Annotated in this window: 13 protein-coding genes; 5 read left to right on the top strand and 8 right to left on the bottom strand. The window is 69.8% G+C overall.

Annotated elements, in window-relative coordinates; translation table 11 throughout:
* Positions 1-10 precede the first annotated feature (10 nt).
* The 6 genes from ACV7NM_RS22035 to ACV7NM_RS22010 form a co-directional block, all read right to left on the bottom strand.
* Positions 11-778: a TerD family protein gene (locus ACV7NM_RS22035; protein WP_463411879.1), complete on the bottom strand. Its 768-nt coding sequence runs from the start codon at positions 776-778 to the stop codon at positions 11-13.
* A gap of 103 nt (positions 779-881) precedes the next feature.
* Entirely contained in the window at positions 882-2,000 is a 1,119-nt protein-coding gene (locus ACV7NM_RS22030; protein ID WP_401526675.1) for a DUF475 domain-containing protein, read from the bottom strand.
* Positions 2,001-2,025: 25 nt separating this feature from the next.
* Complete coding sequence (locus ACV7NM_RS22025) at positions 2,026-2,601, bottom strand: TerD family protein (protein WP_136214178.1); 576 nt, start codon at positions 2,599-2,601, stop codon at positions 2,026-2,028.
* 244 nt (positions 2,602-2,845) lie between these two features.
* The gene (locus ACV7NM_RS22020; protein ID WP_136214179.1) at positions 2,846-3,421 is read right to left on the bottom strand and encodes a TerD family protein; all 576 of its coding nucleotides are present in this window, start codon (positions 3,419-3,421) and stop codon (positions 2,846-2,848) included.
* Between the two features lie 155 nt (positions 3,422-3,576).
* The gene (locus ACV7NM_RS22015) at positions 3,577-4,035 is read right to left on the bottom strand and encodes a peroxiredoxin (RefSeq protein ID WP_463411878.1); all 459 of its coding nucleotides are present in this window, start codon (positions 4,033-4,035) and stop codon (positions 3,577-3,579) included.
* A gap of 170 nt (positions 4,036-4,205) precedes the next feature.
* Positions 4,206-4,631 carry a DUF3052 domain-containing protein gene (locus ACV7NM_RS22010; protein WP_030009300.1) on the bottom strand — a complete coding sequence of 142 codons (426 nt, stop codon included), beginning with the start codon at positions 4,629-4,631 and terminating at the stop codon, positions 4,206-4,208.
* Positions 4,632-5,080: 449 nt separating this feature from the next.
* On the opposite strand from ACV7NM_RS22010, the gene aceE reads away from it, so the two are divergent.
* Positions 5,081-7,813, top strand: a complete 2,733-nt coding sequence (aceE, locus tag ACV7NM_RS22005) for a pyruvate dehydrogenase (acetyl-transferring), homodimeric type (protein ID WP_463411877.1) — start codon at positions 5,081-5,083, stop codon at positions 7,811-7,813.
* Positions 7,814-7,883: 70 nt separating this feature from the next.
* Positions 7,884-8,762 carry a potassium channel family protein gene (locus ACV7NM_RS22000; protein ID WP_463411876.1) on the top strand — a complete coding sequence of 293 codons (879 nt, stop codon included), beginning with the start codon at positions 7,884-7,886 and terminating at the stop codon, positions 8,760-8,762.
* Here ACV7NM_RS22000 and ACV7NM_RS21995 read toward each other — a convergent pair.
* Positions 8,743-9,159: a peptidase inhibitor family I36 protein gene (locus ACV7NM_RS21995; RefSeq protein WP_463411875.1), complete on the bottom strand. Its 417-nt coding sequence runs from the start codon at positions 9,157-9,159 to the stop codon at positions 8,743-8,745. The two genes, ACV7NM_RS22000 and ACV7NM_RS21995, sit on opposite strands and share 20 nt — an antisense overlap.
* Before the next feature lie 197 nt (positions 9,160-9,356).
* Positions 9,357-10,964 (bottom strand): MFS transporter, encoded by a 1,608-nt coding sequence (locus ACV7NM_RS21990; RefSeq protein WP_463411874.1) that lies wholly within the window; start codon positions 10,962-10,964, stop codon positions 9,357-9,359.
* 142 nt (positions 10,965-11,106) lie between these two features.
* Between ACV7NM_RS21990 and ACV7NM_RS21985 the strand changes: the two genes are divergently transcribed.
* From ACV7NM_RS21985 to ACV7NM_RS21975, 3 genes are all read left to right on the top strand, one after another.
* Entirely contained in the window at positions 11,107-11,760 is a 654-nt protein-coding gene (locus tag ACV7NM_RS21985; RefSeq protein WP_463411873.1) for a TetR/AcrR family transcriptional regulator, read from the top strand.
* Positions 11,761-11,980: 220 nt separating this feature from the next.
* The gene (locus ACV7NM_RS21980; RefSeq protein ID WP_463414024.1) at positions 11,981-13,147 is read left to right on the top strand and encodes an alpha/beta hydrolase; all 1,167 of its coding nucleotides are present in this window, start codon (positions 11,981-11,983) and stop codon (positions 13,145-13,147) included.
* 76 nt (positions 13,148-13,223) lie between these two features.
* Positions 13,224-14,048 carry a DUF4429 domain-containing protein gene (locus ACV7NM_RS21975; protein ID WP_463411872.1) on the top strand — a complete coding sequence of 275 codons (825 nt, stop codon included), beginning with the start codon at positions 13,224-13,226 and terminating at the stop codon, positions 14,046-14,048.
* The last annotated feature ends 120 nt before the right edge of the window (positions 14,049-14,168 follow it).

The following is a 14,168-nucleotide window of genomic DNA, read 5'->3' as shown; positions in this document are numbered from 1 at the left end:
GAGCTGCCGGTCAGGCCTTGGTGCTCTTGTAGCCGCGGCCCCACTGGAGCCCCCACCCGTACAGCCGGTCGAGCTCGGCCTGGAACCCGTAGACGAACTTCACCTCGCGGCGCACAGTCAGCTCGCCCTTGACGGTCTCCAGGGACACCACGGCGCAGGACCGGGCCTGGGGGTGGCGTTCCTCCAACTGGATCTCGATCCGCGGGCCCGTGCTGGGGTACAGGGTGACCAGGGCGTGCGTTCGGTCGAAGGCGGGGGTCTGGTCGTAGATGTAGACGAAGACCAGGAGTCGCTTGATCTCGTCGGCGTGGTCGAGGTTGATGAAGATCGTCTCGCCGGAGGGGGCGCCGAACCGGTCGTCGCCGCTGAGCTTGACGTACGGCGGGCTGTTGATGTCGCCGTGCAGGTTGCCCAGGGGCTGGACGACGCCCCGGGTGCCGTCGGTCAGCTCGTACAGGCAGCCGATGTCGAGGTCGACGTTGACCACGCCCTGGGTGTGCGCCTGCACCATGTCGGGCTTGAAGAGCTTGAACGGGTGGCGCAGCAGCCGGCCGCTCTGGCCGGAGCGGCCGCCGATGTCAGAGCTGCGCATCCGCCAGGAGAGGTTGACCCGCAGGTTCCCGTGGACCGCCCCCTGTTTGGTGAGCGACACCGTCGGGTGTCGCCTGGTCAGCTCGATCGCGTTGGACGAGGCGCTGCCCGAGTCGAAGCGCATGGCCCGGGCGCCCCTGATGCCGTCGAAGAAGCCGCTGTCGAAAACGCTGCCGAAGAGACCCATTTCCCCTTACCCCCCTGAGACCCACACACGTACGGAAGCGGGGCGGCCTTGGGGAACCCCCGAGGCCACCCCGCACATGGAGCGTTCCGCGTTACCGCCGGGCTCATGCCTCGACGGGAACTCCTTCCACTTCCGCCAGGCGCTTGTTGCGGCGCACGGAGGACCAGAAGGACCAGGCGATGAGCACGACGCCGACGAGGCCGGTGATGACCTCGTTGATCTCGTACTGGATGGTGACGAGCAGGATCACGGCGAGCGCGCCGATGGCGTAGTGCGCGCCGTGCTCCAGGTACACGTAGTCGTCGAGGGTGCCCTGGCGGACCAGGTAGACCGTCAGCGACCGGACGTACATGGCACCGATGCCGAGGCCGAGGGCCATGAGCACGATGTCGTTGGTGATGGCGAAGGCGCCGATGACCCCGTCGAAGGAGAACGAGGCGTCGAGGACTTCGAGGTACAGGAACATGAAGAACGCGGCCTTGCCGGCCATGACGACGGCGGAGACGGGGTTGCCGCTCTTCCTCGCTTCTTCCTCGGCCTCGTGCTCGGCCTCCTCGTCCTCTTCGAGCTTGTTCTCGAAGTAGCCGGAGAGCCCACCGACGATCATGTAGGTGATCAGGCCGGCGATGCCGGCCACCAGGACGGTCTGGGCCTTGTCGACGTGCGCGCCGCCGTGCTGGTGGGCCTGGGTCGCGAAGGTGGCCGAGGTGATGACCAGGGCGATCAGGGCGATGCACGCCGACAGCATGTCGATCTTGCCGAGCTTGGCCAGCGGCCGCTCCAGCCAGGCGAGCCACTTGATGTCCCGGTCCTCGAAGATGAAGTCGAGGAAGATCATCAACAGGAACATGCCGCCGAAGGCCGCGATCGCCGGGTGGGCGTCCGTGACCAGCTGCTGGTATCGGTCCTTGTCGGTCAATGCCAGATTGACGGCTTCGATCGGCCCCAGCGAGGCGGTGATCGCGACGATGACGACGGGGAACACCAGCCGCATGCCGAAGACCGCGATCAGAACACCGACCGTGAGGAAGATCTTCTGCCAGAAGGCATTCATCTTCTTCAGGATTCCGGCGTTGACCACCGCGTTGTCGAAGGACAGCGAGATTTCGAGGATCGACAGGATCGCCACGATCCCAAAAGCGGTCCACCCCCCGTAGAACACCGCTGCGGCCAGACCGAGCGCAGTGATTGCGAACGACCAGCCGAAGGTTTTGAGAACCACTGGCACCCCATCGTCTTGTACGGCTTTACGAAACGTTGACCCCGAAGTCTAGAGCGATGCCCCGCAGCCCCGACGCGTACCCCTGCCCCACCGCCCTGAACTTCCATTCGCCGCCGTACCGGTAGACCTCGCCGAAGATCATCGCGGTTTCGCTGGAGGCGTCCTCGGTGAGGTCGTAGCGCGCGAGCTCCTGTCCGTCGGCCTGGTTCACGACACGAATGAACGCGTTGCTGACCTGGCCGAAGCTCTGCCGTCGGGCCTCCGCCTCATGGATCGAGACGGGGAAGACGATCTTGTCGACCTCCACCGGGACCTTGGTGAGGTCGATGATGATCGACTCGTCGTCGCCCTCGCCCTCGCCGGTGAGGTTGTCCCCCGTGTGTTCGACGGAGCCCTCGGGGCTCTTGAGGTTGTTGTAGAAGACGAAGTACGAATCGCCGAGCACCCGGCCGTCGCGGCACAGCAGCGCGCTGGCGTCGAGGTCGAAGTCGGCGCCCGTGGTGGAGCGCGCGTCCCATCCGAGACCGACCAGGACCCGGGTGAGGTTCGGTGCGGCCTTGGACAGGGAGACGTTGCCCCCCTTGGCGAGTGTGACGCCCATGTTGTGGTCCTCCCCGGACGACGTGGTGATGGTGGTGCTGGTGGTGCTGAGTGCTGCGGTGGTGCCGGCGCTCCGGTCCGAGGATGCCTCGGTGGGGGCGGGTACCGCGGTGGGGCGGGTTGCGCTGCCGGCTGAACCGGGGGTTCCGGTGGGGCCGGTAAAGCCGGTCCGGCGCCGTACACACAGTGCACGGCGCCGGACAGGAAGCGGCTGTTGGACGCAGCCGGCTGGCTGGGACCAGGGCTCAGACGTTGACGCCGAAGTCCTGGGCGATGCCGCGCAGGCCGGAGGCGTAGCCCTGGCCGATCGCGCGGAACTTCCACTCCGCGCCGTTGCGGTACAGCTCGCCGAAGACCATGGCGGTCTCGGTCGAGGCGTCCTCGGAGAGGTCGTAGCGGGCGAGTTCGCTGTTGTCGGCCTGGTTCACCACGCGGATGTAGGCGTTGCGCACCTGGCCGAAGCTCTGCTGACGGGTCTCGGCCTCGTAGATCGAGACCGGGAAGACGATCTTGTGCACATCGGCCGGGACGCCGGACAGGTTGACCTTGATGGCCTCGTCGTCGCCCTCACCCTCACCGGTGGTGTTGTCACCGGTGTGCTCGACCGAGCCGTCCGGGCTCTTCAGGTTGTTGAAGAACACGAAGTTCGAGTCGTTGGCGACCTTGCCCTGGTCGTTGGTCAGGATCGCGCTGGCGTCGAGGTCGAAGTCGACACCGGTGGTGGTGCGAGCGTCCCAGCCCAGACCGACGATGACCGCCGTCAGGTTGGGCGCGGCCTTGGTCAGCGAGACGTTGCCGCCCTTGCTGAGGCTGACTCCCACGTGTCCTCCATTGGGTTCGATGTGGGGCTGCGCCCCTTCGTGCGGTTGCTGTCCGATCAACGTCTCGATCCTAGTGACGGGTTCCCGCCCGTCAGCGAATTTCCCGTGGATCGGACGGCGTGCGCGTCACAGGCTCGTCAGAGGCTTCAGAGGTTTCAGAGGCTTTCGAGTGCCTCGATGTACTCGTTCAGGTCACGCGCGTCGGGCAGCCCGTTGACGACGGTCCAGCGCACGACGCCGTCCTTGTCGATGATGAAGGTGCCGCGGACCGCGCAGCCCTTGTCCTCGTCGAAGACGCCGTAGGCGCGGGAGGTCTCGCCGTGCGGCCAGAAGTCGGAGAGCAGCGGGTAGTCCAGGTTCTCCTGCTCGCCGAAGACCCTCAGGGTCGGCACCGAGTCGTTGGAGACGGCGAGGAGCTGGACCTCGTCGTTCTGGAACCGGGGCAGCTGGTCGCGCAGCTCGCACAGCTCGCCGGTGCAGACGCCGGTGAAGGCGAACGGGTAGAAGAGCAGCACGACGGCCTTCTCCCCCCGGAAGTCGGACAGCCGCACGGTGGCGCCGTGGTTGTCCTTGAGCTCGAAGTCCGGGGCCTTGTCGCCGACCTCGATCGCCATCTCTCGCATCCCTTCGTTCTGCATGTCCGCGTTGCGCTGTTCGGGTGCGGCCAGCCTATGGGGTATTGCCTCCGGGAGGGGAACGCGCGTGCGCCGCCGGAAAGCGCGCACCCCGCCGACCGGGGTGATTCCGGTCGGCGGGGTGTGTCCGCTCGGCTGTGGGGCGCGGCTCAGCGCTTGGCCTTGGCGGCCTTCGGCGTCACCAGCTTGGTGGAGGTCCACTCCTTGCCGACGGGCAGGCCCTTGGCAAGAGAGAGGCCGGCCGTCTCGGCGGCCTCGCTGATGTCACTGGCCTCGACGTAGCCGTCACGGCCCGTCTTGGGGGTCAGCAGCAGGATCAGTGCGCCGTCCTCGACCAGCTCGGTCGCATCGACCAGGGCGTCCGTCAGATCGCCGTCCTCGTCGCGGAACCACAACAGCACCGCGTCGGCGACATCGTCGTAGTCCTCGTCGGCGAGCTCGCTGACGAGCTTCTCGACGGCGTCACGGAATTCCTGATCGACGTCGTCGTCGTAGCCGATCTCCTGGACCACCTGTTCGGACTGGAAACCCAGCCGGGCGGCCAGGCTCTCCGCGTGGTCCGCGGTCGCGCTCACGGGGTGCCTCCTGCTCATGTTCGGTGAATGTCTTTCGGCGGCGCGCGTACGCGCAGCATTGGGCGTAGTCCACACGGGCGCGGCGGATCGCGCAAGTACCCGGCCGCCGAGACCGTCGAAACGGTGACGATTGCGGCCGTCTCGCCGCAACTTTGAGCCTGCCCGTACGGGCCTGTGGTGATTCATCCCACACGATTCCCGCTCATTCGGCATCGGTCGGGACTTCCCACCTGTTTGAGGGACGAACGGCTTTACGGAGGCGTTGATCGACTTGGGCGTAGTGTGGCGGTCCGGCTGGACCCGTTCTGCCGAACCTTGCGCCCGCTCCACCGACGGTGCCCGGACTTTCCAGGGGTTACCCAGTGGTATAGGTGAAGATTTCGGCCGAGCGTTAGACCATGGGAGGCGGCGACCCAAGGCACGACTCCCCCCGACAGCGAAGGAACAGCGTGGCTTCCGCATCCGATCGCAATCCGATCATTATTGGCGGCCTGCCGAGCCAGGTCCCGGACTTCGATCCGGAAGAGACGCGGGAGTGGCTCGACTCCCTGGACGCGGCCGTCGACGAACGCGGCCGTGAACGCGCCCGCTATCTCATGCTGCGCCTGATCGAGCGGGCGCGCGAGAAGCGCGTGGCCGTGCCCGAGATGCGCAGCACGGACTACGTCAACACGATCGCGACCAAGGACGAGCCCTTCTTCCCCGGCAACGAGGAGATCGAGCGCAAGGTCCTCAACGCGACCCGCTGGAACGCGGCCGTCATGGTCTCCCGCGCGCAGCGCCCGGGGATCGGCGTCGGCGGGCACATCGCGACCTTCGCCTCCTCCGCCTCCCTCTACGACGTGGGCTTCAACCACTTCTTCCGCGGGAAGGACGAGGGCGACGGCGGCGACCAGATCTTCTTCCAGGGCCACGCCTCTCCCGGCATCTACGCCCGCGCCTATCTCCTGGACCGGCTCTCCGAGCAGCAGCTCGACGCGTTCCGCCAGGAGAAGTCGAAGGCGCCGTACGGCCTGTCGAGCTACCCGCACCCACGGCTGATGCCCGACTTCTGGGAGTTCCCGACCGTCTCGATGGGCCTCGGCCCGCTCGGTGCGATCTACCAGGCGCGGATGAACCGGTACATGGAGGCGCGCGGGATCGCGGACACCTCCAAGTCCCACGTTTGGGCGTACCTCGGTGACGGCGAGATGGACGAGCCGGAGTCGCTCGGCCAGTTGTCCATCGCGGCGCGCGAGGGTCTGGACAATCTGACCTTCGTCGTCAACTGCAACCTCCAGCGCCTCGACGGCCCGGTCCGCGGCAACGGGAAGATCATCCAGGAGCTGGAGTCGATCTTCCGCGGCGCCGGCTGGAACGTCATCAAGCTGATCTGGGACCGCTCCTGGGACCCGCTGTTGGCCCAGGACCGCGACGGCATCCTGGTCAACAAGATGAACTCCACCCCCGACGGGCAGTTCCAGACGTACGCCACCGAGTCGGGCGCTTACATCCGCGAGCACTTCTTCGGCGGTGACCAGCGACTGCGCGCGATGGTCGAGAACATGAGCGACCAGCAGATCCAGCACCTCGGGCGCGGCGGTCACGACCACAAGAAGGTCTACGCGGCCTACGCGGCGGCCAAGGCCCACAAGGGCCAGCCGACGGTCATCCTGGCCCAGACGGTCAAGGGATGGACGCTCGGCCCGAACTTCGAGGGCCGCAACGCGACGCACCAGATGAAGAAGCTGACGGTCGACGACCTCAAGCGCTTCCGCGACCGCCTCCACATCCCGATCACGGACGCCCAGCTGGAGAGCGGCGCCCCGCCGTACTACCACCCGGGCCGCAACTCCCCCGAGATCCAGTACATGCACGACCAGCGCAACGCCCACGGCGGCTACGTGCCCACCCGCGTGGTGCGCGCGAAGCCGCTCGCGCTGCCCGACGACACGGCGTACGCGACGGCCAAGAAGGGCTCGGGCCACCAGTCGATCGCGACGACGATGGCCTTCGTGCGCATCTTGAAGGACCTGATGCGGGACAAGGAGATCGGCAAGCGGTTCGTGCTGATCGCGCCCGACGAGTACCGCACCTTCGGTATGGACGCCTTCTTCCCGAGCGCCAAGATCTACAACCCGCTGGGGCAGCAGTACGAGGCGGTCGACCGTGAGCTGCTGCTCGCGTACAAGGAGTCGCCGACCGGCCAGATGCTGCACGACGGCATCTCCGAGGCCGGCTGCACGGCCTCGCTGATCGCGGCGGGTTCGGCGTACGCGACGCACGGCGAGCCGCTGATCCCGGTCTACGTCTTCTACTCGATGTTCGGTTTCCAGCGCACCGGTGACCAGTTCTGGCAGATGGCCGACCAGCTCGCGCGCGGTTTCGTCCTCGGCGCGACGGCCGGGCGGACCACCCTCACGGGTGAGGGCCTCCAGCACGCCGACGGTCACTCCCAACTGCTGGCGTCGACCAACCCGGGCTGCGTGGCGTACGACCCGGCGTACGGGTACGAGATCGCGCACATCGTCAAGGACGGCCTGCGGCGCATGTACGGCCCCGACGCGGAGGACGTCTTCTACTACCTGACCGTCTACAACGAGCCGATCCAGCACCCGGCCGAGCCCGCCGACGTCGACGTCGACGGCATCCTCAAGGGCATCCACCGCGTGTCGGCGGGCACCGAGGGCAGTGTCGGGGCGCAGATCATGGCCTCCGGCGTGGCCGTGCCGTGGGCGCTGGAGGCGCAGCGGCTCCTGGCCGCGGAGTGGAACGTGAAGGCGGACGTCTGGTCGGCGACCTCCTGGAACGAACTGCGCCGCGAGGCGGTGGAGGTGGAGGAGCACAACCTGCTCCACCCGGAGGAGGAGCAGCGCGTCCCGTACGTGACGCGCAAGCTCTCGGGCTCCGAGGGGCCGTTCGTGGCGGTCTCGGACTGGATGCGCTCGGTGCCGGACCAGATCTCGCGCTGGGTGCCCGGCCCGTACACCTCGCTCGGCGCCGACGGGTTCGGTTTCGCGGACACCCGTGGCGCGGCCCGCCGATTCTTCCACATCGACGCGCAGTCGGTGGTCCTGGCCGTGCTGACCGAGCTCGCCAAGGCGGGTCGGATCGACCGCTCGGTGCTGAAGCAGGCGATCGACCGGTACCAGTTGCTGGACGTCTCGGCGGCCGACCCGGGCGCGGCGGGCGGCGACGCATAGCAGTCACTCTTCCGAGGGGGCGTTGGGACAGTTGTCTCAACGCCCCTTACCCGTTCTTTACCATGCTGGCATGAAGGAACCCTCCCGCCAGGCCAGGTGGGAGCGGCGGAGCCAGACCCCGCTGCTCGTTCTCGCCGTGGCGTTCGCCGTCGCGTATGCCGTGCCGATCGTGGCGCCGGACGCGAGTCCCGCGGTGCACCGGGCGTGCACGCACGCCGAGTGGGTGGTCTGGGCCGCCTTCGCCGCCGACTACCTGGTCCGGCTGACCCTGTCGCCGTCGCGGAAGGCGTTCGTACGGGGCCACTGGCTGGACCTGGCGGCGGTGCTGGTGCCGATGATCCAGCCGCTGCGGCTGCTGCGGCTGGTGTCGACGCTGCTGCTGGTGGGCAGGCGGGCCCGGATGGCGCCGCAGGTCCGGCTCACCACGTACGTGGCGGGCGCGGTGGTGGGGCTGCTGATGTTCGGCTCGCTGGCGGTGCTGAGCGTCGAGCGGGACGCGCCCGGCGGGAACATCAAGAGCCTGGGGGACGCCCTGTGGTGGTCGGTGACCACCATGACGACGGTCGGGTACGGGGACCACTCCCCCACGACCGGGCTGGGGCGGCTGCTGGCGGTCGGGCTGATGCTGTCGGGGATCGCGCTGCTGGGTGTGGTCACCGCCAACATCGCCGCCTGGTTCATCTCCCGGTTCGAGCGAGACGACCAGGTGGAGCGGGCGCAGACCGCCGCGATCGCCGAACTGACGCGGGAGGTACTGGCGCTGCGCGTCGAGGTCGCCCGGCTCGGCGGCGCGGCCGGCCCGGGGCCGGGGCCGGACGGCGCCCCGGCACGGGAGGACCGTGCCGGGGCCCCGGCCGGGGCGGCGGACGCGGCGGCGGTCGAGTCGGCGGATGAGCCGGTGGACGACCGCTCCTTGTCCGCCGCGCCGGTCAGCGCTCCCAGACCTTGAACGCGCGGACCTGGTAAGGCGACTGCGGGAGCCAGACACCGTCTCCGGGGTAGGTCTGGAACTCGCCCGTCTCCTGGCACTCCGCCGACTGGTAGGTGGTCACCGGGCGGCCCGTCCGGTTGGTGAGGGCTTGGGCGGTGGTACCGGCGGGCAGCGCGGTGCAGCTGTTGATGTCGAGGGTGCTGAGCTCATAGGTCAGCCGGGTGCCCTTGAATTCCGGCTTCGCCCACAGGCATAGCTGCCCCGTGGCGCAGGCGCCGAGCGTCGGTGGTCCGGCGGCGTGCGCGGGGCCGGCTGTGCCCGGGACGAGGGCCGCCGCGGCCAGGGCGACGGCGGCCAGGAAGGTGCTGGGGCGCGCGGGGAAAGTACCGGGGCGCGCGGGGTAACTCGTACGCATGACGGGTCAACTCCTTGTGGACGGACGGGCCCCGGACCGTTTCCAGAGCTCCGACGACCCCACGCTGACCTGCGGCGACGTGCGTACGGAAGGGGCTGCGGCCGGCTCCACCCGGATAGGCGACAGCCCCGCCGGAACCGTCCGGCGGGGCTGTCGTACGTACGGGGTTGACGCCGCGCGGCAGGCGACCGGCCCGCTCAGACGTGGGCCGCGCCCACGCCCGCGCCGGCGTTCTCGCCCCGCTTGGTGAAGCCGGCCACGACCGCGGCGAGCACCGCGACCACGCCCGCGACGGAGAAGGCGGTGCTCATGCCCGAGACGAAGGTGTCGTGCGCGACGGTGGTGATCGTCTGCGCGACCTGCGGGGGGACGCCCGGCGGGACCGGTGCGAGGCCGACCTGCACACCCTTCTCGGCGAGGTCGAGCTGCTCGGGGCTGATCGGCGGCAACCCCGCGGCCCGCCAGTTGTCCCCGAACGAGTCACGGACGGTGCCCGCCATGACGGCGCCGAGCACCGCGGTGCCCAGGCTGCCGCCGACCTGCATGGCGGCCTGCTGGAGCCCGCCGGCCACCCCGGACAGCTCCAGCGGGGCGTTGCCGACGATGACCTCGGTGGCACCGACCATGACGGGCGCGAGACCGAGGCCTAGCAGGGCGAACCAGAGCGACATGACGAGGGTGCCGGTGCCCGGGGTGAGCCGGGCCATCCCGAAGCAGGCCACCGCGGTGGCCACCATGCCGGCGACGAGCGGTATCCGCGGGCCGACCTTGGTGATCGCGGCGCCCGCGAGCGGCGAGCCGACGATCATCATTCCGGTGAGCGGCAGCAGGTGCAGGCCGCTGTCGACGGGCCTCATGCCGTGGACGTTCTGGAGGTAGAAGGTGACGAAGAACAGGCCGCCCATGAACGCGAAGGCCATCAGCACCATCAGCACGGTGCCGGCGGACAGCGGCAGCGAACGGAACATCCCGAGCGGGACGAGCGGCTCGGCGACCTTGCCCTCCCAGAGGGCGAAGAGCGCGAAGCAGACCGCCGAGGCTCCGAGGAAAGCCAGGGTCTTGGTGTCGCCCCAGCCCCACTCGGCGGCCTTGATCAGGGCCCAGATCAGGGAGAACATCGCGCCGGACAGCAGCAGGACGCCCAGCAGGTCGAAGGAGCGCGGGGCGTTCTCGGCCCGGTGGTCGAGCAGGATGAACAGGCCGAAGCCGAGCGCGACGATCCCGACGGGCACGTTGATGAAGAAGACGGACTGCCAGCTGACGTGCTCCACGAGCAGACCGCCGACGATGGGCCCGGCGGCGGTCGAGGCGCCGATGACCATGCCCCAGATGCCGATGGCCATGTTCAGCTTCTCGGCGGGGAAGGTGGCGCGCAGCAGACCGAGCGCGGCGGGCATCAGCAGTGCGCCGAAGAGGCCTTGGGCCACACGAAAGCCGATGACGAGTTCGACACCACTGGACAGGCCGATGGCGGCCGAGGAGAGCCCGAAGCCGGCGACGCCCACGAGGAAGGTCTGCCGGTGGCCGAAGCGGTCACCGAGCTTGCCCGCGGTGATGAGGGAGACGGCGAGGGCCAGGAGGTAGCCGTTGGTGATCCACTGCACCTCGGCGAGGGTGGCGCCCAGGTCCTTCTGGATGGCGGGGTTGGCGACCGCGACGATCGTGCCGTCCAAGGCCACCATCATGACGCCGATCGCGACGGCGAAGAGGGTGAGCCAGGGATGGCCGCGCAGTCCTGAACCAGACGGCGCCGGGCCGGATTTCCTCAGGTTCACCCGACCGTCGGCGGTGATCTGACTAGTCATGCGAACAGGCTAATGACAGCGACTGACACTTCACAGACGGCTTAACAAGACAGTCGCTGTCAGGTGGGTCACAGGTACCCTGACCGCTCACTCAGCGTCAGAACAGACCGACGGCAGCACACCGGAAGGGGACACCGCGGTGATGACCGAGCAACGGCCCGCGCCGGCCGTCCCGGCGGCCGGACTGCGCGAACGAAAGAAGCGGCGCACCAGGGACGCGCTGCTGCGCGCGGCGCTCCTCCTCTTCCTCTCCCAGGGCTACGACAAGACGACCGTCGACGAGATCACCGACGCCGTCGAGGTCTCCCAGCGCACCTTCTTCCGCTACTTCGCCAACAAGGAAGAGGTCGCCTTCGCCGTCCAGGACCTGGTCGAATCGCACTTCGTGGCGGCGCTGCGGGCACGGCCGGCCGCCGAGGGGCCGCTCGTGGCCATGCGGAACGCGGTGCTCGTCGCCTGGGACACCGTCGACGAGGCGATCTCCGACGTGGTGCCGGTCGACCTCTACATGCGCGGCTACCAGCTCATCGAGTCGACCCCGGCGCTGCTCGCCGTACACCTGCGGCGCTCCACCGAGCTGGAGGAGCGCATCGCCCGGCTGGTCGCCGACCGCGAGGGCCTGGACGTGGACGCGGACCCGCGACCGAGGGTGGTGGTGGCCGCCTTCTCCGGCGTCATGCGGGTGACGGGGCGGTTGTGGGGCCAGGGCCACGACACGAGCGTGGCGGCGATCCGGCGGATGACGGAGGCCTACCTCGACCAGATCGGCCCGGCGCTGGCCTCGGACTGGCGCTGAGCGTCGGCGTACGCGGTCCCGGCGGGTGGCGGGTGGCGGGTGGCCGTAGCCGTAGCCGTAGCCGTAGCCGACCGTGAGCGTTTCGGCTGCCTGTGACGCGATCGGCGGTGAGACCCGTCACCCGGAGTGCCAGGTACTCCGGCGGTCTCCTAGGCTGGTTCCAGTGAAACTGCCCGGCTCCGTCCACCACACCGCCGGCGCCACAGCGCCCCCCGCCGCAATGCGCACCCTGCTCGCGCTCGCGGTCGTCCTCGTCATGTTGGTGATCACCGGTTGGACCTCGGTGCACCGGCCCGAGGCGGGCATCTCTCCACGGGCCGCCGCCCTCTCCGCCTGGGCGCTGGCCCGTATCGACGGGCGGGCCCTGCCCTCCGCCGACGCCCCCGCCGCCGCCGTCTCGCGCTTCTTCTCCGGCCTCGACGGCGCCCAGCGGGCCCGGCTCGCGGACGGCTACCCGCTCGTCGTCGGAAACCTCGACGGGGTGCCCGCCACCACCCGCTACCGGGCCAACCTGCACTCACTGGACCAAGCCCGGCGCGTGGAGGAGGCCCGCAGCAAGGACGTGGCCCTGACCCCGGCCGACCGCGCCACCGCGCTCAGGCGCGCCCACCGCCTCGAATCGCTCGCCGAACCGGGGCGGCAGATCCTCCTGTTCGATCCCACCGGCGACGGACTCGTCGCGGAGGTGTTCGGCGACCTCGACCAGGCCCGCCGGGTGTCGGTGATCGTGCCCGGCGTCGACACCGACCTGCTCACCTTCGAGCGGACTCAGCGGCGCCTGACCGCGCCCTCCGGCATGGCCCGCTCCCTCTACGAGGCCGAGCAGGCGGCCACGCCGGACGGCAGGACCGCCGTGATCGCCTGGGCCGGCTACACCGCGCCCACCGGGGTCGGCATGGACGCCGCCACGGGGAAGCTCGCGGTGGAGGGCTCCGTACGGCTCCGGGCGCTGGCCGCCGCCCTGCCCGGGCAGTCCAGCGTGGCGTTGATCTGCCACAGCTACGGGTCGGTGGTGTGCGGGGTCGCCGCCCATGAGCTGCCGTCGCGGGTGACCGACGTGGTGGTGGCCGGCAGCCCCGGGATGCGCGTGTCGAACGCCGCCGAGCTTCACACGGCGGCCCGGGTATGGGCGATGCGGGACTCCGGTGACTGGATCGCCGATGTGCCGCACCTGGAACTGGGCGGCCTGGGGCACGGGGCCGACCCCGTGTCGCCGGACTTCGGAGCACGGTTGCTGTCATCGGCGGGGGCCCGGAGCCACACCGGCTACTTCGAGCCAGGGACCGCGTCGCTGGACAACTTCGCGAAGATCGGAACCGGCGCGTTCGGTTCCGTTGCGTGCGTGACCGGGGACGACACGTGCCGGCAGGGATTCTCCGGGGACTGACGGGGCCGCGGGCCCCGCAGAACCGTCTCTGCGGTGAGGGGGACGAGCGGGGGCACGTCCCTTTACCATGAGCCGCATGGGGGACGTACTGGCCGGAAACCATGCTGTCTGGGAGTTCGACTCCGACTCGATGATCATCCGTTTCGCGCGGGGGCTGCGGACGCCACGGCTTTGGCACGCCCTCAGGGAGCGCCGAATTCCGCTGGACGCGCTCTCCGGGATGAGCCTGACCGGGGGCAAACGGGACACCGTGGTGTTGCGCGCCGTGCCACGGCCCGGCGCCGATCCGCTGATGGAGGTCGCCGCCGGACAGCTCAAGGAGAGCTGCGACCCGTACCGGCTGGTGCTGTCCGGCGAGTCGGCCCCGCGGGCGGAGGCGCTCGCGGACGCCGTACGGGATCGGTTCGGACCGGCGACGGCGGCGGAGCGGTTCCTGGTCGCGGCCCCTGAGGCGAGCGCGTACCTCAAGGCGTACGACGCGCGCGTCGGGTTCGACGGGACGGCCGTCACCTTCCACTGGTCGCGCACCGGAGCCAGCAGCACGAAGTGGAAGGCGGGCGACCAACGGTATCCGCTGGCGGAGGTCACGGGGGTGGTGTGGCGCTCCCCCGAGGGGCCGGAGGGCCACCTGCGGCTGCTGCCGCGGGACGCCGCCGCCGGTGAGGGCCGGCCCGACCACGACCTGGCGGCGGCCGTGTTCGGGGTGGGGTACGGGGCGGTGCACGAGTCTCTGCCGTTCGCCGCGGCCGTGTTGGCGGCGGTGCGGGAGCGGCGTACGCCGGTGACGGCGGCCGCGCCGAAGGCCTCCGGCGGGGAGAGGCTCCACCACCTGGGGGAACTGCTCAGCGCGGGGCTGCTCACGGATGCCGAGTACTCGGCGCTGCGGGACCGGCTGGCGTAGCCGGGGCCGCGGCCGGGCCCGTAGCGGGGGTCGCACCCGGCCGGGCCCGTAGCCCGGCCCGGGTGCGGCGCCGTCGCGCGAGCGGCCCCGGCTGCGCCGGGCTCCGCCCCACACCCCGCG

It is taken from the genome of Streptomyces sp. Tek67B01 (assembly GCF_055231995.1).
This window is presented reverse-complemented; position numbering and strand designations above follow the sequence as displayed.